Source organism: Shewanella sp. YQ_9, from assembly GCF_043103185.1.
Taxonomy (GTDB): domain Bacteria; phylum Pseudomonadota; class Gammaproteobacteria; order Enterobacterales; family Shewanellaceae; genus Shewanella; species Shewanella algae.
Genome location: NZ_JBICJO010000059.1, coordinates 91,552 through 111,068 on the forward strand (window position 1 = coordinate 91,552; position 19,517 = coordinate 111,068).

Annotated in this window: 13 protein-coding genes; 2 read left to right on the plus strand and 11 right to left on the minus strand. The window is 54.9% G+C overall.

The window, feature by feature from the left end:
* Positions 1 to 123 precede the first annotated feature (123 nt).
* Together ACF8D4_RS16265 and ACF8D4_RS16270 are read right to left on the minus strand one after the other, a co-directional pair.
* Complete coding sequence (locus tag ACF8D4_RS16265; protein ID WP_025009904.1) at positions 124 to 1,416, minus strand: NCS2 family permease; 1,293 nt, start codon at positions 1,414 to 1,416, stop codon at positions 124 to 126.
* 1,199 nt (positions 1,417 to 2,615) lie between these two features.
* A complete protein-coding gene (locus ACF8D4_RS16270) occupies positions 2,616 to 4,142 on the minus strand; it encodes a leucyl aminopeptidase family protein (protein ID WP_144191386.1) in 1,527 nt (508 codons plus the stop codon).
* Positions 4,143 to 4,353: 211 nt separating this feature from the next.
* On the opposite strand from ACF8D4_RS16270, the gene ACF8D4_RS16275 reads away from it, so the two are divergent.
* On the plus strand, positions 4,354 to 5,814 hold the full coding sequence (locus tag ACF8D4_RS16275; protein ID WP_144191387.1) for an aminoacyl-histidine dipeptidase: 1,461 nt from the start codon (positions 4,354 to 4,356) through the stop codon (positions 5,812 to 5,814).
* A gap of 228 nt (positions 5,815 to 6,042) precedes the next feature.
* Here ACF8D4_RS16275 and ACF8D4_RS16280 read toward each other — a convergent pair whose 3' ends face one another.
* Positions 6,043 to 6,537 (minus strand): Dps family protein, encoded by a 495-nt coding sequence (locus ACF8D4_RS16280; protein WP_025009901.1) that lies wholly within the window; start codon positions 6,535 to 6,537, stop codon positions 6,043 to 6,045.
* A gap of 593 nt (positions 6,538 to 7,130) precedes the next feature.
* Between ACF8D4_RS16280 and ACF8D4_RS16285 the strand changes: the two genes are divergently transcribed.
* The gene (locus tag ACF8D4_RS16285; RefSeq protein ID WP_101058985.1) at positions 7,131 to 8,444 is read left to right on the plus strand and encodes a PAS domain-containing methyl-accepting chemotaxis protein; all 1,314 of its coding nucleotides are present in this window, start codon (positions 7,131 to 7,133) and stop codon (positions 8,442 to 8,444) included.
* A gap of 215 nt (positions 8,445 to 8,659) precedes the next feature.
* Here the strand turns inward: ACF8D4_RS16285 and ACF8D4_RS16290 are convergent, their stop codons facing one another.
* The 8 genes from ACF8D4_RS16290 to ACF8D4_RS16325 form a co-directional block, all read right to left on the minus strand.
* Positions 8,660 to 10,780 (minus strand): methyl-accepting chemotaxis protein, encoded by a 2,121-nt coding sequence (locus ACF8D4_RS16290; protein ID WP_392465912.1) that lies wholly within the window; start codon positions 10,778 to 10,780, stop codon positions 8,660 to 8,662.
* Between the two features lie 369 nt (positions 10,781 to 11,149).
* Positions 11,150 to 12,421: a 4-aminobutyrate--2-oxoglutarate transaminase gene (gabT, locus tag ACF8D4_RS16295; protein WP_025887874.1), complete on the minus strand. Its 1,272-nt coding sequence runs from the start codon at positions 12,419 to 12,421 to the stop codon at positions 11,150 to 11,152.
* 47 nt (positions 12,422 to 12,468) lie between these two features.
* Positions 12,469 to 13,911 carry an NADP-dependent succinate-semialdehyde dehydrogenase gene (gabD, locus tag ACF8D4_RS16300; protein WP_392465914.1) on the minus strand — a complete coding sequence of 481 codons (1,443 nt, stop codon included), beginning with the start codon at positions 13,909 to 13,911 and terminating at the stop codon, positions 12,469 to 12,471.
* A gap of 46 nt (positions 13,912 to 13,957) precedes the next feature.
* A complete protein-coding gene (locus ACF8D4_RS16305; protein ID WP_025009897.1) occupies positions 13,958 to 15,244 on the minus strand; it encodes an FAD-binding oxidoreductase in 1,287 nt (428 codons plus the stop codon).
* A gap of 165 nt (positions 15,245 to 15,409) precedes the next feature.
* On the minus strand, positions 15,410 to 16,225 hold the full coding sequence (locus ACF8D4_RS16310; protein WP_025009896.1) for an ABC transporter permease subunit: 816 nt from the start codon (positions 16,223 to 16,225) through the stop codon (positions 15,410 to 15,412).
* Entirely contained in the window at positions 16,222 to 17,121 is a 900-nt protein-coding gene (locus ACF8D4_RS16315) for an ABC transporter permease subunit (RefSeq protein WP_096141575.1), read from the minus strand. The genes ACF8D4_RS16310 and ACF8D4_RS16315 overlap by 4 nt, the downstream gene beginning before the upstream one ends.
* Positions 17,118 to 18,254, minus strand: coding sequence for a polyamine ABC transporter ATP-binding protein (gene potA / locus ACF8D4_RS16320; protein ID WP_025009894.1), 1,137 nt, complete (start codon positions 18,252 to 18,254; stop codon positions 17,118 to 17,120). The genes ACF8D4_RS16315 and potA overlap by 4 nt, the downstream gene beginning before the upstream one ends.
* 118 nt (positions 18,255 to 18,372) lie before the next feature.
* Positions 18,373 to 19,470: a polyamine ABC transporter substrate-binding protein gene (locus ACF8D4_RS16325; protein WP_025009893.1), complete on the minus strand. Its 1,098-nt coding sequence runs from the start codon at positions 19,468 to 19,470 to the stop codon at positions 18,373 to 18,375.
* Positions 19,471 to 19,517: the final 47 nt, after the last annotated feature.

Consider the following 19,517-nt stretch of genomic DNA (forward strand, 5'->3'; position numbering starts at 1 on the left):
CGGCAGTAGGCCTTCAAGTGGATAAAATCGTTATTTATTGCGGTATCTCATACAAAAAGGGCCATACAAAGTATGACCCTCAAAATAAATACGGTTTATAAAGCACTTGCTCGCGTTTTACCTTTAGCTCCCGTAGGCAAACTTGAGAATAAACAGCAGCGCCAGTGCCACAACCCCGGCGTTGAGATCGCGAAAACGGCCGCAGAGGAGTTTAATAGCCGCATAGGCGATAAAGCCAAAGGCGATACCCGTGGCTATTGAGAAGGTTAATGGCATCAACAGGCAGACCACCACCACAGGGGCAGCCTCGGTCAAATCTTCCCACTCTACATGCACCAGACCAGACATCATCAGAATCGCCACATAGAAGAGGGTGCCCGCGGTAGCATAGGCCGGCACCATACCAGCCAGCGGCGAGATAAAGAGCGAGGCCAAAAACAGCAGCCCGACCACGACGGCGGTCAAGCCGGTACGGCCACCGGCACTAACGCCTGAGGTGCTCTCGACATAACTTGTGGTGGTCGAGGTACCCAGCATGGCCCCGGCAATAGTGGCAGCGCTGTCGGCGGTCAGGGCGCGATTGAGTCTTGGCAAGCGGCCCTTGTCATCCAGGAAACCACCACGATGGGCCACGGCTACCAAGGTGCCCGAGGTATCGAACAAGTCCACAAACAAAAAGGCAAACACCACGGAAATCATGCTGATCTCCAGCATGCCGGAGAGATCCATCTTCATAAAGGTGGGCGCTATGGAAGGCGGCATGGATACCAGGCCACTATATTGCACATCACCAAAGGCCAGCCCCAACACTGTGATGGCCAGAATGCTGAGGATCACCGCCGCCTTATAACCACGCTGAACAAAAGCGATGATCAGGAAGAACCCCAATACCGACATCAGTGCCGGAAATGCGGTGATATCGCCCATACCTACGAGTGTTGCCGGGTTGGCAACCACTATGCCGGCACTCTTGAGGCCGATGAGCGCCAAAAACAGGCCGATACCTGCGGCTATGCCAAGGCGCAGCGACATGGGAATGGAGTTGACCACCCATTCCCGAATTCGCACCAGGGAGAGGATCATAAAGCAGATCCCGGAGAGGAATACTGCACCGAGCGCGGTTTCCCAGCTATAACCCATTTCCCCCACAACTGTGTAGGTAAAAAAGGCGTTGAGGCCCATTCCCGGCGCCAGGGCGATGGGATAATTGGCCAGCAGCCCCATGACCAGACAGCCTATCGCCGCCGCGACACAGGTCGCCACAAAGACAGCGCCCTGATCCATACCGGCATCGGCCAGCATAGAGGGGTTAACAAAGATGATGTAAGCCATGGTCAGAAAGGTGGTCAGACCCGCCACGGCTTCCTGCTTCAGAGAGGTTTTGTTTTGCTTTAACTTGAACAGTTTTTCCAACATGGAACCAGGTTCCTTGAGTTTGAGTGTAGGGAGGTTTGTGACACTTCTTTAACGAGGTCATCGGCGGCAGATTATAGGGAGTTTGACCTGATCAGACCAGCACCAGAGCATGGAGGCTACCTGTGGTATCCATTAAATGCCCACCAGCTCACAATTTATTCACATTTTGCTGCGGACAAAAAAAAGCCTGCTCAAAGAGCAGGCCAAGACATGTATCAAGCACCCAAAAGGGAAAGAGTCTACCGCGCTAGCGGGTAACACCTGGCAACAGAAGCAAAACTTCTATTGCGACTTGAGTCTAAATACACCACAGAGTGGTGAACAAAGGTTGATGGATGATGGAACTACTTAAAGGGGTAGTCAGCCCTTGAAACTCATGGCGAACATGCCGCCGCGCAAAACCTGACAATCAAACCAGGTGTTGCTCCAATAAACTACGTTGTTTTTGCCTGTGTAAGACATAGCCGATACTCCTAACAAAGTTGTGAAATAAATACTCTAGTGAAGCTTGGCTCGGTTCCCTGGAACTAGAGGTTCTCATATCCGTGGAGACAACTTGTCACTCATTTCCTTGGAGATAGTTATCCATCCTGGATTGACTAGAGGTGGAAGGCGCTTGCCTAACCAACGAGAGCTATTATAGCCACCTGTAATTTTATTACAAGTATTGAGGCTAAAAATTTAAAATACACCTAAAATTGTAAGGTAATTACATAAAAGTTACACAGGATTTACCCACCGCACCTAATGATACATCTCGAAACATAGTAAGAGAATACTCATTACCATTTGATTTTAAATAAATAAATTAAAAGCCAATCAGGCCAACCTCATTCCAATTAAGTAAAATCTAACACTGTAATTAGCTGTCAGTTACAGCCCAAATGTTAGTCTCCCGGCGGGGGTAAAAGCGTGATCTCAAAGAGGTAAGACCAGTTAAGGTGAATTGGATCACCCCATCCAAGGGCTGGGTAAAAATCCGTCTGAAAGTTTTCTGTTGTTTTCAGATACCGTGCCAGATAACAACCTAAAGCAGGGGCGGGATCCAATCACTCGCAGTGGATAGCTTGGGTGAGATGACGTCCAGCAAATATCGGGGCCATGTAATGCCAACATAGCGGTCGCCAAGTGAAGAAAAGCCAACGGACAGAGTGCAGGGATAACCCGGCCGACGACATCGGCCGGGAGGCGTTGAGGACTTACTCAGTCATATAGGCAAACAACCCAAGCAGCGGCGCCGCCGTAGGTTTGCCATAGAGGGGATCACCTTCTGTGGCACTGCCGGCGATATCCAGATGACTATAGGCCATGGGCTGAGCGTCTTTTACCCCGTGTTGCGCCAATCCGGAAGCCTTTAGCAGGAAGGCCGCCGGATACTGGTGTCCTCTGGCGGTAACCGATGAGGGCGCATTATTGGAAGAAAGTAGCTCAGAGGCGCCGGAAACATCACGCACCTTGGCAAAATCTTCCTTACGCAAACGAGACAGCTCCAGCCCTTCACCGTAACGCTCGGCGCTGGCTTGCAACCGCTTGGGTAATGCCTGTTGCTCGGCAACGGCGTTGGCCACTACCGCACTGTAAGCTCCATACGCTCGCACCACATGGCCGGTCAGGGTTGCCACAGAGAATAGCTCGGGCGCCGCACTGCCCTGCGCCTTTAAACGCAGATGGGACAGCAAGTCGGCCAGCACCAAACGTCCTTCGGCATCGGTATTGCCAATCCTGACCCTGACACCCGAATGGGCTGTGATGATTTCGTCCGTGACAAAGGCTTCGCTGCCTATACTGTTGCGTACCAGCCCCAATTCGGCCACCACACGAATGCCTTTGGGCTTGAGTAATGACAAGGTCTTCATCAAACCGGCCACGGCAGCCGCGCCGCCCTTGTCGCGGCTCATACCGGCCATGGCGCCGCCCACTTTCAGATCGGCGCCGCCTGTGTCATACACCACGCCCTTACCGGCAAAGAAATAGTTGTGCTGGATTTCACCTTCGCCGCGGTACTCCAATTTAACGACTCTGGGCTGATGTCTGGCCACGGCAAAAGAGGCCCGCGCCACAGCGCTCAGCAAGGGATAGTCCCGCTCGAGAATGTCTCTGTCTTCCACGACCTGCAGCGACAGCCCTGAATCTTTGAAGGCGTTGAGGCAGTAATCGGCAAAGGCAGGCGCGCCCATGCGCTCGGGCTCAGTGCCGCAAAGATCTCTGGCAAGGGTGCGGCCGGCTTCAATGGCATTGAGCATGCCGGCATCGGCGCCGTTCATCACCCCTATGGCTTCTATGCTGTCAAGGGCGGCGCCCGCCTCACGGGCTTCCAATGGCTGCCATAGCTCCTGCGCCGTTGCCAGCGCCGCAACCATATCTGCCTTGGCGTATTCATCACCTAAGGATGCAGGCTTATCGACCCACAATAGCGGCCTTTTGGCTCCGGCGTCACGGGCGATGGCGATACCGGCCCGGGCAGCATTGGCGAAGGCACGCACATCGTCATAATCGCCAAGCGGCGCGACCGGGGCGATAATCAAGCGGCCACCGGCAAGCCCGGGCGCAAACAACAGCGTCGGGCTCTTGCCCACCCGTTTGTCAACTTGAGCCCCGTGGGAGGCCAGCATAGCCACCTCTTCGATTGGACACGCCGTCACATCGGCGCTGACCACCAGCAATGCATCCCAGTCTGCCTCACTGAAAATTGCATCCTGGTCAGTAACATCAATAAATTCAACCATGACCCATCCTAATTATTTTTTATTGGCGCCCAGCATTATTCCCTTTCCGGCGCAGGATTACCAATATCTGGCTGGCAAGTTTCGCTGCCACAAATAAACAATTGTCCCAACTGGGTTCTGCGCCCTTACGTCGCTCTGTGGTAGACTGGTGACAACTCGCGCTTGGCCCGGTCCAAGCCCGCCAACCAGACGAAAAGATCAGGAGTTTGCTGTGTCCAGTCTCAGCCAATTGCAACCTCAGCCTCTATGGCAGTGGTTTGAACAAATCTGTGCCATTCCTCACCCATCCAAGCATGAAGCCGCGCTCAGCCAGTATATTCAGAACTGGGCCAAAGACCGTCAGCTTGAGGTTATCGAAGATAAAGTCGGTAACCTGATTATTCGCAAAGATGCCACTCCCGGGATGGAAAACCGCAAACCCGTGGTGATCCAGGCCCATATCGATATGGTGCCGCAGAAAAATGCCGATAAAGAGCATGACTTCGTCAAAGATCCGATCCAGCCCTGGATTGACGGCGACTGGGTCAAGGCTCAGGGCACGACTCTGGGTGCCGATAACGGCATAGGCATGGCATCGGCGCTGGCAATTCTCGGCAGTGACGATATTCCCCACGGGCCACTGGAAGTGCTGCTGACCATAGATGAAGAAGCGGGTATGACAGGAGCCTTTGGCCTGGAAGCCGGTATGCTTCGCGGTGAAATCCTGATCAACACAGATTCCGAGCAGGAAGGCGAGATCTACATGGGCTGCGCCGGTGGCGTGGATGCCGAGATCACCCTGCCCATGGTCTGGGAAGCCACAGGCGATGGTTTCCAGGCATTCAACCTGACACTCTCCGGGCTAAAGGGTGGCCACTCAGGGGTGAACATTCACCTGGGACGCGGTAATGCCAACAAGCTGCTGGCCCGTTTTCTGTTTGAACACAGCGAAAGCCTGCAGCTGGAACTGGCCGAATTCAACGGCGGCTCGCTGCGTAACGCCATTCCCCGTGAAGCCAGTGCCACTATTCTGGTACCGGCCGAACAAGCCACAGCTTTGAGCGAAGCCGCCGCGGCTTTCCAGGCACTGCTTAGAGAAGAGCTGGCGGTTGCCGATCCGGCCGCTTGCCTGACTCTCACCGAAGTGCCGCTGCCTGCCAAAGTGATGAGCGAGCAGAGTCAGAACACTCTTATCGATCTGCTGCATGCCTGCCCCAATGGTGTCATGCGGATGAGTGACGAGATTGAAAGCGTGACCGAGACCTCACTCAACCTCGGGGTGATCAATACCAGCGAGCAGGATGTTAAACTCCTGTGCCTGATCCGCTCCTTGATTGACTCAGGCCGCAGCCAGATTGAGGGCATGCTGATCGCCCTGGCCAACCTGGCCGGTGCCGAAATCGATCTCTCCGGCGCCTACCCAGGCTGGAAACCAGACAGCCAGTCTCCTGTGATGGCGATTGTGCGCGACACCTATCAGGACATCTACCATAAAGAGCCGGTGATCATGGTGATCCATGCCGGTTTGGAATGTGGCCTGTTCAAGGAGCCCTATCCGGCCATGGATATGGTGTCTATCGGCCCCACCATACGTTTCCCTCACAGCCCGGATGAAATGGTGAATATCACCACAGTGGGCCAATATTGGCAGCTGCTGTTGGCTGTACTGGAACGTATTCCCGAAAAGGCCTGACACCTTGAGAAAGGCACTTAAGCCTTGAATAAATAGCGCCAAACGACTTGGCGTTGCGGCAAAGAGGCAAAGGCTGCAAGAGTGGCTCCCCATCAACATGGGCAAACTATGTGATTGGGATGAACGAAGATTGCCAACACAGCAGCCTCTTCAAGTTAGCAAGAGTAAAAAAGCCGCCCCTGGAGCACTCCGGGGCGGCTTTTTGATGCGTAGCGCCTAGCGTTTAGGCTATTCCTCCAGCAAGCTACGCAGCATCCAAGCTGTCTTTTCGTGGACTTCCAATCTGCGGGTGAGCAGATCGGCGCTAGGCTGGTCATTGGCCTTGTCGATAACGGGGAACAGGGCTCTGGCGGTGCGGGCCGTGGCCTCCTGGGCTTCGACCAGGTGCAATATCATCTCATTGGCAGAGGGCACACCTTCCACTTCCTTGATGGATGCCAGGCGCACAAACTCCTTATAAGTCCCCGGCGCCGGATACCCCAGGGCGCGGATCCGCTCGGCGATTTCATCCAGCGCATTCCACTGCTCTGTGTATTGCTCCATAAACATTAGATGCAGGCTGTTGAACTGCGGCCCTTTGACGTTCCAATGGAAATTATGGGTCATCAGATACAGGGTATAACTGTCGGCCAGCAGCGCAGAAAGCCCCGCGACAATTTTTTTACGATCCGCATCAGAGATACCTATATCTATGGTGGGTGCCTTGACTTTCTTGGTTGCCATATACACTCCTTTTGCTTGTTGGCGATAGCCGCGCTCAATGGCGACTAAAGATAAAATAGCCATAACAGAGTGGGATCTTATGCCCGGGCAAACTGTGATAAATATCACAACTTACTAAACTGTAGCGGCCCAAAGCCCAAACGAGTTCTCTTTATCAAGCAGGAAAACAGCTTTTTAACCGATTGATTTTCATAATCAAACATACATGCCACCTGCGATAACCCCTTATAACCGATTTGCCAGTTCCCAATAGAAGCCAGACAAGGCAATCCGGGAATCTCTTTGCCGGCCAGAGCTTATATTTAGAGAAACTCGCGATCACTTTTCCGCAGCTTGACATCTTATGTTCATTAAAAGCTGATAGCCTGCCGACAAGCCTTATACCTTAAGCGCCGCGGCACAGGAGTGGTATCTTGACTTTGGCTTCATCCACACCTTTTACTCTGCCACGCTTATGTTACCTTTCACTGAAGCTATAATAAGTTAAAGCTGCAGCCCTGCATCAGGAATGACAACTGCGAAATGGATTCTCGCCTCAGAATACGAGCCGACAGCAAGCTGCCGACTAAACCTAACAAGTGGGGATCTGTTTTATGTTTTTTAATAAATCGTCCAAACAAGCCCTGGTACAATGTCAATTGCAGCTGTCCAAGCAACTGGCAACAGTGCAAGCCATAGAGCAGTCGCTTGCCTGTGTGGTATTCACGCCCGACGGCACAGTGATAGAAGCCAATCGCCTGTTTGCCGAGTTGTTTGGCCTGGAGCATGAGAAGCTCAAAGGCATGCCACACAAAACCTTGTGTCAGGCCGATTATGCCGCCTCAACCCAGTACCGCAGTTTTTGGGAACAGCTCAGGCAAGGAAAAGCCGCTGCCGGGGTGTTTGAACGTCGCCATGCAGATGGCAGCAGCATTTATTTGCAGGCCACCTATTTCCCCGTGTTTGAGCAGGGTAAAGTCACCCGCGTCATGAAGATTGCCGCCGATGTCACCAACAGCCAAATGGAAACCGACACTCAAAAAGCCGTGGCCAACGCCCTGGATAACTCCCAGGCGATTATCGAGTTTGATCCCAAAGGTAATATCATTGAAGCCAACGCCAATTTTCTCGACGTCATGGGCTATACCCGGGCTGAACTGAAGGGGCAACACCACAAGCTGTTTTGTGACGAGGCCTTCTACCGGGAACACCCCCATTTTTGGGAAGAGCTCAACAAGGGCCAGTTCAAGTCAGGGCTGTTTAAACGCTTCAATAAACTGGGGCAAACCGTCTGGCTTGAGGCCAGCTATAACCCCATACGCAATCCCGCCGGTAAGGTGATCAAGGTGATTAAGTTTGCCAGTGATATCACCGCCAGGATAGAAAAGTCCCAGGCGATTAAGGAAGCGGCCGAAATAGCCCACAGCACGGCGCTGAATACCGGTGCCACAGTCGAGCAGGCGATAGACAGGCTGGACAGGGTAACCGCCACCTCCAACAGCATAGCGTCTCAGGTACAGCAGGCCTCAGAGGCGATAGCTCAGCTCAATGAGCAGTCACGCAATATCCAGGCGATAGTCTCGACCATAAGCGCCATTGCAGAGCAGACCAACCTGTTGGCGCTCAATGCGGCGATTGAAGCAGCGCGTGCCGGTGAGCAAGGACGGGGGTTTGCCGTCGTCGCCGATGAAGTCAGGCAACTGGCGGCCCGCACCAGTGAGTCCACCAAGGAGATAGGCTCTGTCGTCAGTCAAAATGGTCAGCTCACAGACAAGGCCACCCGGGAAATGGCGGCGGTGGCTGAGGCGGCCAACCAGGGTAAGACCCAGCTGCAGGAAGTCGCAGACGTAATGGGCGCGATTCTCGACGGAGCCCGCAATGTGGTCGATACCGTCGCGTCCCTGTCTGATGAACATCACAGGCATTGATCCGAAGGCGTCTCTCGCTCCTCTAAAAAAGAACCCAGCCGAGGCTGGGTTCTTTTTGTTTGCTTGGAGAAGGTGCGAACAAGCCCCATGTGTTCCATGCGTCGGCTTACATGCATGGATGCAAGGCGTGGTTCGCAACAAATGGCCCAAGTCCTTTGCAGAAGCACAATGCAGTAGACGGGTATGTAAGCCTCGAGGACTTATTAGCATCTTCCTTAGGTCTTGAGTCTATCCAATTGATCGTTTTGGCTGTCCACCAACTGTGCCAGCGTCTGACTGCTCTGCTCCGCCTCACCAGCCAGACGCGCCAGTTCGGCCGCCGAGTCTGAGATGCCGGTGATATTCTTGTTCACCTCTTCGGTGACAGCGCTTTGCTCCTCGGCCGCCGTGGCAATATGGGTGATCTGCGCCGAGATCTGATCCAGCTGGCTGACCATAAGATTCAGAGCGCTGAGTGCCTGCTCTGTTTGCGACACGGCGTTTTTGGCCTGCTCCACTCCGCGCTCAATAATATTGGAGGCGCTGCCCACTTCCTGCTGCAGTGACTCGATTAGACGACCAATATCCAGAGTCGAGCTCTGGGTCTTGGAAGCCAGCGCCCTCACCTCATCCGCTACCACGGCGAAACCTCGGCCCTGATCGCCAGCGCGGGCCGCTTCAATCGCCGCATTGAGCGCCAACAGATTGGTCTGTTCGGCGATGGCGCTGATCACTTCCAGAATGCTGCTGATGTTATTGCTGCTCTCCGCCACCTTGGCGACGGCGGCCTTAGCCTGCATCGACTCACTGGACATGGTATTGACGTAATCCATCGCCTTGTTGAGGCTGGTTTCACTGTCGCGGACATTGACCGCCATGGACTCGGTTTCCGATGCCGTCTGCTCCGAAGCCTTGGCCACTTCATGGGCCGTGGCGCTCATCTGGTTGACCGCGGCCACCACGCTCTCTATCTCACTGTATTGGCGATTGACACTGTCCAGTGTCTGGCGGGCAATCTCTGCTGTGGTTTGGCCCTCATCACGGGAGCGTCCGGCAAGCATTTTCAGCTCACGGATAAGCTCCCTGAGTTTGAGAATAAAGGCGTTTACCCCGGCGCCGAGGGCGATAAGCTCGGCGTGGGAAGTCACCTGAATGCTTTGGGTCAGGTCGCCTTCGGCACTGGCCAGATTCTCAACCCGGGATTGAATACTCTTGAGCGGTGCCAATATGCTGCGGATCACCAAAGCTATGGCCAGTACCGCCAGCACAGATACCAAGACGCCAACCCCGAGCAGCAAGCTGCCCAGTTCGGTGGCCATCACTGTCATCTCTCCACTGAGCTTGGCCACGGGCGCAAAGGCGTCCACCTTGGGCACTTCAATCAACAGCGACCAGCGACTACCGGAAAGAGGAATGTCGATGCGGTGTGCAACCACTATGTCATTGTCCGTCAACATAAAGCCCTCGCCGCCGGCCAGGGCCACCATTTTGGCGGCCAGCTCAGGGGCGACAGACTCGGCCAGTGGCCGCGCCTTCTTGCTGTAATGACTGGCAGCCACCACCAGCCCCTTGCTGCTGAGCAGAGTAACCTTGGCCTTGCCCTGATAGAGCGACTGCGACAGCTGATCGATCAGTTTCTGAAATACCGGTAGATTGACATCCACCCCGACGATACCGGCAAACTTGCCATCGCGCAGCGCCGGTACAGTCAAGGAGGTCATCAACTCATTGTTGCCCGGAGCTATCTCATACAGGTAGGGCTCCATCAGGCAGGGCTTGAGGGTATCTTTACCGCACAGATACCACTCGGCCTCGCGAATGCCAAACTCGTTGAGCGTGGCGACATACTTCTCCTCGGCATCATCCACCTGGTGTTGCTCAATACTGCCGTCGTTGTTGCGGGTAAAGTAGATCTCCAACGACCCGGCGCCAGGCACACTGTGTTTGCTCGCTTGCTGTTGATACTGCCAATCCTGGCCGTCGTATCCATCGGGCTCAAACTGGGCATAGATGGAGGAAACCTGGCTGTTCTTTCTGAGCACCGCCTCGACGGTTGTCTGCACTTCTTCCCGGGTCATAGGATCCCGCTCAGAGGTCAGCTCCAGAATCCCCGCCAGTGACCAGGGAATGCGGTAGGCCTCATCAATAAAACCGGCGACTTTCTCACCGTATTGGGCCGCACTGGCCTCGAGCTTATCGCGGATCTCCAGCTCCAGCGTCTGCTGCACCTCTGCCGACAGACGTTGGTTTTGATCCGACAGAGACCACCAGAGACTGATGGAGAGAATGGCCACTGTTATGAGAAACAGCGCCGAAGTTATCCAGAGAAGTTTGGTTCCGATGGAGAGTTGCTTCATCCAAGGCTCCTGATAGCGGCGGGCGCAATGCGCTTGTAAATGAAAGGTTAACAGCTACAAAGATAGCACCATGGACTCTCCCTGTCTCAATCTACTAGCACTTATGGATTATTTTTACCAAGGAAAGTGCCAATAAGCCTTCGCGGCACTCTGGCTTGCACTGCCATTGGCGCTGCTGAGCTTGCCGATAAGTCATTTCGTCTTTTCCACTTGCTCGGCAACGGCCAATTAAAGGCAAGGGCCCCCCACTGAGTTCGCTTGGTACTTGTTACTCTCTTCCCAAATAAGTCTGGAAAGTGTCAACTGTATTCCGGATGGGTCACAGACATAAAAAAGGGAAGCGCTGGGCTTCCCTATCATCCTTCTGGCTCAACTACGCAGTTGCCGGAAACACTCGGCAATAATCTCCAGCCCCTGCTGCAGATCCCTGTCACTGACGGTCAAAGGCACCAAGAGACGCAGTACATTGCCATAAGTGCCACAGGAAAGCAGGATAAGACCGCGCTCCCTCGCCAAGGTAAGGACTCGCGCGCAGTACTCCGGCTTCGGCACACCGTCTTCAACCAGCTCCATGGCCACCATGGCGCCGAGGCCGCGAACATCGGCAATAAAGTCGTATTCCTGTTGCAGCTTGCCAAGCGCCTCTTTAATGACAGTGCCCACCTGGTTGGCCCGCGCCAGCAGCTGTTCCTTCTCGAAGGTTTCTATCACCGCCAGGGCGGCAGCGCAGGCAAGCGGATTGCCGCCATAGGTGCCTCCCAAACCGCCGGGGCCTATGGCATCCATCATCTCGGCCCGGCCGGTAATGCCGGAGAGCGGGAAACCACCGGCAATGGACTTGGCAAAAGTCGTGATATCGGCGGCAACACCCATCTGTTCCATGGCAAAGAAGGTGCCGGTACGGCCGGCGCCCGTCTGCACCTCATCGGCAATCAGCACTATCCCTTCCTTGTCACACAGCTTGCGCAGCCGCGCCATAAACTCGGGGGATGCGGCATAGAAGCCGCCCTCGCCCTGCACCGGCTCAAGAATAATGGCGGCAATATCCGCCGGCTCGGCATCATTCTTGAAAATCTGCTCGATGGACTTCATCGCATCGTCGTCACTCACACCATGCAGCGCGCAGGGATATTGGGCACGAAACACGTTGGCCTGCATCAGCCCCATGCCCTTACTGTAGGGCGCCACTTTGCCGGTGAGCGCCAGCGTTGCCATGGTGCGGCCATGATAGCCTGAGGTAAAGGCGATGACGCCGCTGCGTTTGGTATAGGCCCTGGCGACCTTAAGGGCATTTTCCACCGCCTCCGAGCCACTGGTAAACAGCGCCGACTTCTTGGCGAAATCCCCGGGAACCAGGGCGTTGAGCTTCTCGCAGACGGCCACATAACTCTCATAGCCCAGCACCATAAAACAGGTATGGGAGAAGTCTTCCAACTGGCGGGCAACCGCCTGCTTGACTCTGGGATGCAGGTGCCCGGTATTGAGCACGGCTATGCCTCCGGCAAAGTCCAGATATTCGCGGCCCTCGACGTCCCATACCCGGGCATTTTCCGCCCGTTCCACAAACACAGGGTGTATCTGTCCCACACCCGGTGCCACTGCGGCCTGGCGCCGCACCATCAGAGAGTCATTGCTTATCATCCTGCTATCCTCTGTTGTTGTCCCGGCATCGCCGGGACATGGGTTAATCAGACCGAGAGGCAGAGATACTTGATCTCCAGATATTCCTCTATGCCGTATTTAGAGCCTTCCCGTCCCAACCCCGAGGCCTTGATGCCACCAAAAGGCGCCACTTCGTTGGAGATAAGCCCGGTATTGATCCCCACCATGCCGTATTCCAGCGCCTCGGCAACTTTCCAGACTCTGGAGATATCCCTGGCGTAGAAATAGGCCGCCAAGCCAAACTCGGTATCGTTGGCCATGGCGATCACTTCATCGACACTGTCGAAGCGGAACAGCGGCGCCAGCGGGCCAAAGGTTTCCTCTTTGGCGACCCGCATGCTGCCATTCACCTCGGTCAAAATAGTGGGCTCGAAGAAGTTACCGCCCAGCGCCCGGCCACCTGTCTTGACTCTGGCGCCTTTGGAGACGGCATCCTCGAGATGAGCCTGCACCTTTTTCACCGCATTCTTGTCGATAAGCGGCCCTGTGGTAATGCCGGACTCTGTGCCGACACCCACCTTGAGCTCGGCCACTTTGGCGGCCAGCTTTTCGCTAAAGGCATCGTAAACGGACGACTGTACATAGATGCGGTTGGCGCAGACGCAGGTCTGACCGGCATTGCGGTATTTGGAGATCATCGCCCCTTCCACCGCCGCATCCAGATCAGCATCATCAAACACGATAAAGGGCGCGTTGCCGCCGAGTTCCAGTGACAGTTTCTTCAGGGTGGCGGCGCATTGCTGCATCAGATGAATGCCCACGCTGGTCGAGCCGGTGAAAGACAGCTTACGCACCACGGCGCTGTCGCAAAGGGTATTGCCTATCGCCTTGGCATCGCCGGTAATCACGCTGAAGACGCCGGGAGGAATGCCGGCTTCAATCGCCAGGTAGGCCAGCGCCAGAGCGGTAAAAGGGGTCTGCGGCGCCGGTTTGACTATCATAGTGCAACCGGCCGCCAGTGCTGGCCCCGCCTTACGGGTGATCATCGCCGCCGGGAAGTTCCAGGGAGTAATGGCCGCGGTCACGCCCACGGGCTGCTTGATCACCAACAGGCGCTTGTCTTGTTGATGGCCGGGGATAGTATCGCCATAAACCCGCTTGCCCTCTTCGGCAAACCACTCGATAAAGGAAGCGGCATAGGTGACCTCACCGCGGGCTTCTGCCAGAGGCTTACCCTGCTCTGTGGTCATCAGCAGCGCCAGGTCATCGGCGTGTTGATTGATAAGCTCGAACCAGCGTTTGAGAATGCTGCTGCGCTCTTTGGCGGTCAACGCCCGCCAGGCCGGAAGAGCCCGCTCGGCGGCATCTATGGCTCTGTGGGTTTCAAATGCGCCCATCTCGGGCACACTGCCGATACGCTCGCCGGTGGCCGGGTTGAAAATATTGACCTTCTTGCCTGAGTCTGCGTCCAGCCACTGGCCTTCGATATAGGCTTGTTCACGCAGCAGCTCACTCTGGTTAAGTTTCATTGCGACTCCTTTAAATGGGCGCCAAGCGCCCTTGTACGGATAGGCATCAAATACCCAGTTTGTCCCTCAGGCTGTAATACCAGGCGCCGAGCGCAGAAAAGGGGACTCGCAGGGCATGTCCGCCGGGAAATGGATAATGGGGCAGGCTGGCAAAGGCATCGAAACGCTCCGCCTGTCCGGTCAGCACCTCGGCAATCAACTTGCCCGCCAGGTGGGTATAAGTCACCCCATGACCACTGCAGCCCTGGGAGTAATAGATGTTGCTGCCAATCCTGCCGACCTGAGGCAAACGGGAGAGTGTCAGCAGAAAGTTACCTGTCCAGGTGTAGTCGATACGGACCCCTTTCAATTGGGGGAAGGTCTTGAGCAGTTTGGGCAGGATAATCGCTTTGATATTCTCCGGATCTCGGGCGCCGTAGACCACACCGCCACCATAGATCAGGCGTTTGTCGGCCGACAGGCGGAAATAATCCAGCAGATAGTTACAGTCCTCGACGCAGTAGTCCTGCGGCAACAGACTGTGGGCCAACTCTTCACCCAAGGGTTCTGTCGTGATTACCTGGGTACCGCAAGGCATGGATTTGGCAGCAAGTTGGGGCAGCAGTTTGCCAAGATAAGCATTTCCTGCCACCACCACAAACCTGGCCTTAACCTGGCCATTGGCGGTATGTACTATAGGGTACTCCCCTTCGTCGATACGTACTACGGCCGAATCCTCAAAAATTTTTCCACCGAGAGATTCCACCGCCCTCGCCTCACCCAGCGCCAGGTTTAGCGGATGGATATGTCCGCCACTCTTGTCCAGCAAGCCGCCGATATAACGGTCTGTATTGACCACCTGGCGAATGCCGGCATCATCCAACAGCTGCAGCTGTTCTGTGTGGCCATATCGCTCCCAGAGGGCTTTTTGCTGCTGCAGATGCCCCATCTGTTTGCGGTTGATGGCGGCAAATACCCCGCCGTTTTTGAGGTCACAATCTATCTGGTATTTTTCGATGCGTTCGCGGATGATGCGGCCGCCCTCGAAGGCCATTTCACCAAACAGCTTGGCCTGCGCCTTACCGACAGTGCTTTCTATCACATCGAGATCGCGGCTGTAGCTGTTGACTATCTGGCCACCGTTGCGGCCAGAGGCGCCCCAGCCCACTCTGGCCGCTTCCAATACCACCACCTTGAAACCGGCCTCCAACAGGTGCAGCGCCGAGCTGAGCCCGGTATAACCGGCCCCAATCACACAGACATCGGTTTCCAGCACCTCGCTTAAGCTGTTGCGTTCACGGGTGTCATTGGCCGAATCGGCATAATAAGAGGAGGTGTGGGCAGTGGCAGTCATGGTTAATCCAGCCTTTTATGTTTGTTATTTTTAACACTTGCATCATCCTACACAGTTAAATCGACTAAAACCAGTAGAAAACGCATTATAAAATACACTTTGTTCAAAATTTAAAACACTCGAAAAAAATAGCGGCGGTGGCTGTCACAGCCAACCGCCTAATTGTTATTCCTCTGTTTGTCTGCTGCGGCGTTCGGCGCGGCGCGCCAGATACCAAGACAGGAAAGCGATCAGGGATACCACCAGAATGATCAATGTCGCCAGGGCGTTGATCTTGGGGGACACCCCGAGCCGCACCGAGGAGAACACCACCATAGGCAGTGTAGTGGCGCCAGGTCCCGAGGCGAAGCTGGCAATCACCAGATCGTCCAGCGACAGGCTGAACGACAACAGCCAGCCCGCCATCAGCGCCGGGGCTATCATGGGCACAGTTATCAGGAAGAAGGTCTTCAGCGGTGTCGCCCCCAGATCCATCGCCGCCTCTTCAATAGAGAGATCCAACTCTCTGAGGCGCGATGACACCACCACGGCCACATAGGCGGCGCAGAAGGTGGAGTGAGCAATCCAGACTGTCATCCTGCCCCGCTCAGCCGGCCAGCCGAGCAGATCCGACATATGCACAAACAGCAACATCAGCGACAGACCCGTGATCACCTCGGGCATAACCAAGGGCGCCGTAATCATGTTCGACAGCGTCAGCTTGGCCCAGGAGCGACGAAAGCGTGTCATCACAAAGGCCGCCATAGTGCCTATGATCACCGCCATGGTCGAACTGTAGAAGGCGATTTGCAAACTGGTCCAGACCGCATCCAGTATCTGCTGATCGGCAAACAGCTCGGCGTACCACTTGGCGGAAAAGCCACCCCAGACAGTTACCAGTTTGGAGGCGTTGAAAGAGTAGAAAATCAGAATAAACATGGGGGCATACAGAAACACCAGCCCAATCCATAACATCAGGGTCGAGAAACTCAGCTTCTTCATATCTCTTTCTCCAGACTGCGGCTCTGATAGCGATGGAACAGGGTGATGGGCACAATCAGCAGCACCAGCATCACTATCGCCAGCGATGAAGCCACCGGCCAGTCACGGTTGTTGAAGAACTCCTGCCACAGCACCTTACCTATCATCAGCGAGTCCGGCCCGCCAAGCAGCTCGGGGATCACAAACTCCCCCACGGCCGGAATAAACACCAGCATGGAACCGGCAATGACGCCGCTCTTGGACAGGGGCAGCGTCACTTTCCAGAAGGTATTGATACTGCGGGAGCCGAGATCCGCCGCGGCTTCCAAGAGGCTGACATCCAGCTTCACCAAGGTGGCGTACAGCGGCAGTATCATAAAGGGCAGATACGCATAGATGATGCCGATATACACCGCCAGATTGGTATTGAGCATCTGCAGCGGCTCATCAACAATCCCAAGCCCCAGCAGCAGGTTATTGATAAGCCCTGTGTTACTCAAAATCCCCATCCAGGCGTAGACCCGAATAAGAAATGAGGTCCAGGAGGGTAACATCACCAACAATAGCAGCACTGTCTGCAACCTGGCCGGCGCCCGGGCAATGGCATAGGCCATGGGATACCCTAGCAGCAGACAGCCTAGGGTGGAAACCAGCGCCATCTTGAGCGAGTTGAGATAGGCCGAGTAGTACATGGAGTCGCTGAGCAGCAACAGATAGTTACTCAGGTTGATAAATACCTGCAGCACTTCGTCGGCATACTGAAAACTTGGCTCATAGGGCGGAATGGCAATCGCCGCGGTGGAAAAGCTTATCTTCAATACTATGGCGAACGGCAGCGCGAAAAACAGCAGCAACCACAGATAGGGAAAGCCTATGGTCAGGTGGCGGCCTTTGAATCCTAACTTGAGCTTCTTCATGATCTTAACACCACGCCACTGGTGTCCTCCCAGCTGATATAGACTTCATCATCCCAGGTGGGGTGATCGGCGCGGCGTTCACGGTTGGTCATGCTGCACTGGACTATCTGACCATTGCCAAGGCGAATGTAATACACGGAGAAACCACCGAGATAGGCAATATCGTGAACTATGCCCTTGGCCCAGTTGTATTGCTCTTCGGGCTGCTCGCGGCTGATCAGGGTTTTTTCCGGCCTGACCGCCAACCAGACATGCTTGTCCTCGACGCTGGTAGACACCCCATAACCCACGTAAAACGCCTGGTTCAGGCTCTCTGATTGAATGATCACATGGTCCACCTCATCGGCGGTGATCTCCCCCTCAAACAGATTCACTGTGCCGATAAACTCGGCAATCATCCGGCTGTTGGGGCTTTCATAGATATCCATAGGCGAACCGGTCTGGGCTATCCAGCCATCGCTCATAATGGCAATCCGCTCGGCCATGGTCATGGCTTCTTCCTGATCATGGGTAACCATGACGCAGGTCACCCCCACCCGCTCGAGAATTTCCACCACCTCCAGCTGCATCTGGGTCCGCAGTTTTTTATCCAGCGCTCCCATGGGCTCGTCCAGCAACAGGAGTTTCGGCCGCTTGGCCAAAGAACGGGCCAACGCCACCCGCTGGCGCTGACCGCCGGAAAGTTGATGCGGCTTGCGGCGGGCATATTTTTCCATATGCACCAGCTTGAGCATCTCCTGCACCCGCTGCTCAATTTCAGCCTTGGGTAACTTGTCCTGCTTGAGGCCGAAGGCGATATTCTGCGCCACCGTCATATGGGGAAACAAGGCGTAGGATTGGAACATCATATTGATGGGGCGTTCATAGGGCGGCAGGTGGGTAATGTCCTGACCATCGAGAAAAATGCGTCCTTCGGTAGGCTTTTCAAAACCGGCCAACATTCTCAAAAGAGTCGACTTGCCTGAGCCTGAGCCGCCGAGCAAGGCAAAGATCTCGCCCTTGTTGATGGTCAGCGACACATCATCCACGGCGCGAACATCGTCAAAGAGCTTGCTGACCCGCTCGATTTTGAGCAGCACTTCATCCTGAGTTTTATTATTGGGTTTGACAGGAATGCCCGAGGTGATTGCCATAATACTTCTCCGCAAAATACCAAATGGGCGGCTCAGCGGCCGCCGCTGGTGGAACGAGTAAAGTTTGCCTGTACTACGCAATCAGACAATGAAGGGGCACCTGGCCCCTGAGTTATTGTTATTGGCCGGATTTAACCTTGGTCCAAACCCGGGTCAGGGCCCGCTGGGCCTTGAGTGGACGAATTTCCCCCACATACAGGTTGTCCAAAGTTGCCTGTGGTGGATAGATGCCGGGATCGTTGCGGATAGACTCATCCACCAGTTTCTGTGCCGGTACATTGGGGTTGGCGTAGGAAACATAGTTGGAGATGGGGGCTATCACTTCCGGCCTGAGCAGGTAGTTGATAAAGGTCAGCGCATTGTCGACATTGCCGGCGTCGGCAGGAATAGCCAACATATCGAACCAGAGGTTGGCGCCTTCCTTGGGAATGGCATAGGCAATCTTGTTGCCGTTACCTGCCTCATCGGCGCGAGTAGCCGCCTGGAGGATATCGCCGGAGAAACCGAAGGCGACACAGATATCACCATTGGCCAGATCCGAGATATAACGCGATGAGTGGAAATAGGTGATATAAGGCCGTATCTTGGCCAGCACTTCACCGGCCTTGTCAAAGTCGGACGCCTTGGTACTGTTGGGATCCAATCCCAGATAGATCAGCGCTTGCGGCACCATATCATCGGCCGAGTCCAGCATGGACATGCCGCAGGATGACAGCTTCTCGGCATACTTGGGGTTGAACATCAGTTCGAGCGAATCTGTGGGAGCATCCTCTCCCAGCAGCTCTTTTACCTTGGCGACGTTATAGCCTATACCGTTGGTGCCCCAGAGGTAAGGCACGGCATACTGATTGCCCGGATCGGCCTTCTCCAGCTGTTTCATCAACTGGGGATCCAGATTCTGATAGTTGCTCAGCTTGCTTTTATCCAGAGGCTTAAAGGCCCCGGCCTTGATCTGCTTGGCAAGAAAGTTGTTCGAAGGCACGACAATGTCATAACCGGAGCGGCCGGAAAGCAGTTTGGCTTCAACCACTTCGTTGCTGTCAAACACGTCATAGATCACCCGGATCCCGGTTTCCTTCTGGAAGTTGGCCAGGGTATCTTCGGCGATATAGTCACTCCAGTTATATACCCGGACGACTTCTTCGGCCTGGGCCGTGGCAGCGGCCGCAAGGCCTCCCAACAGTGCCACAGACGTTACTTTGGTCAATAGCTTCATGCTCTCTCCTTTTACGGGTAGCAGCGGTTGTAACCCGCCTTCAATTG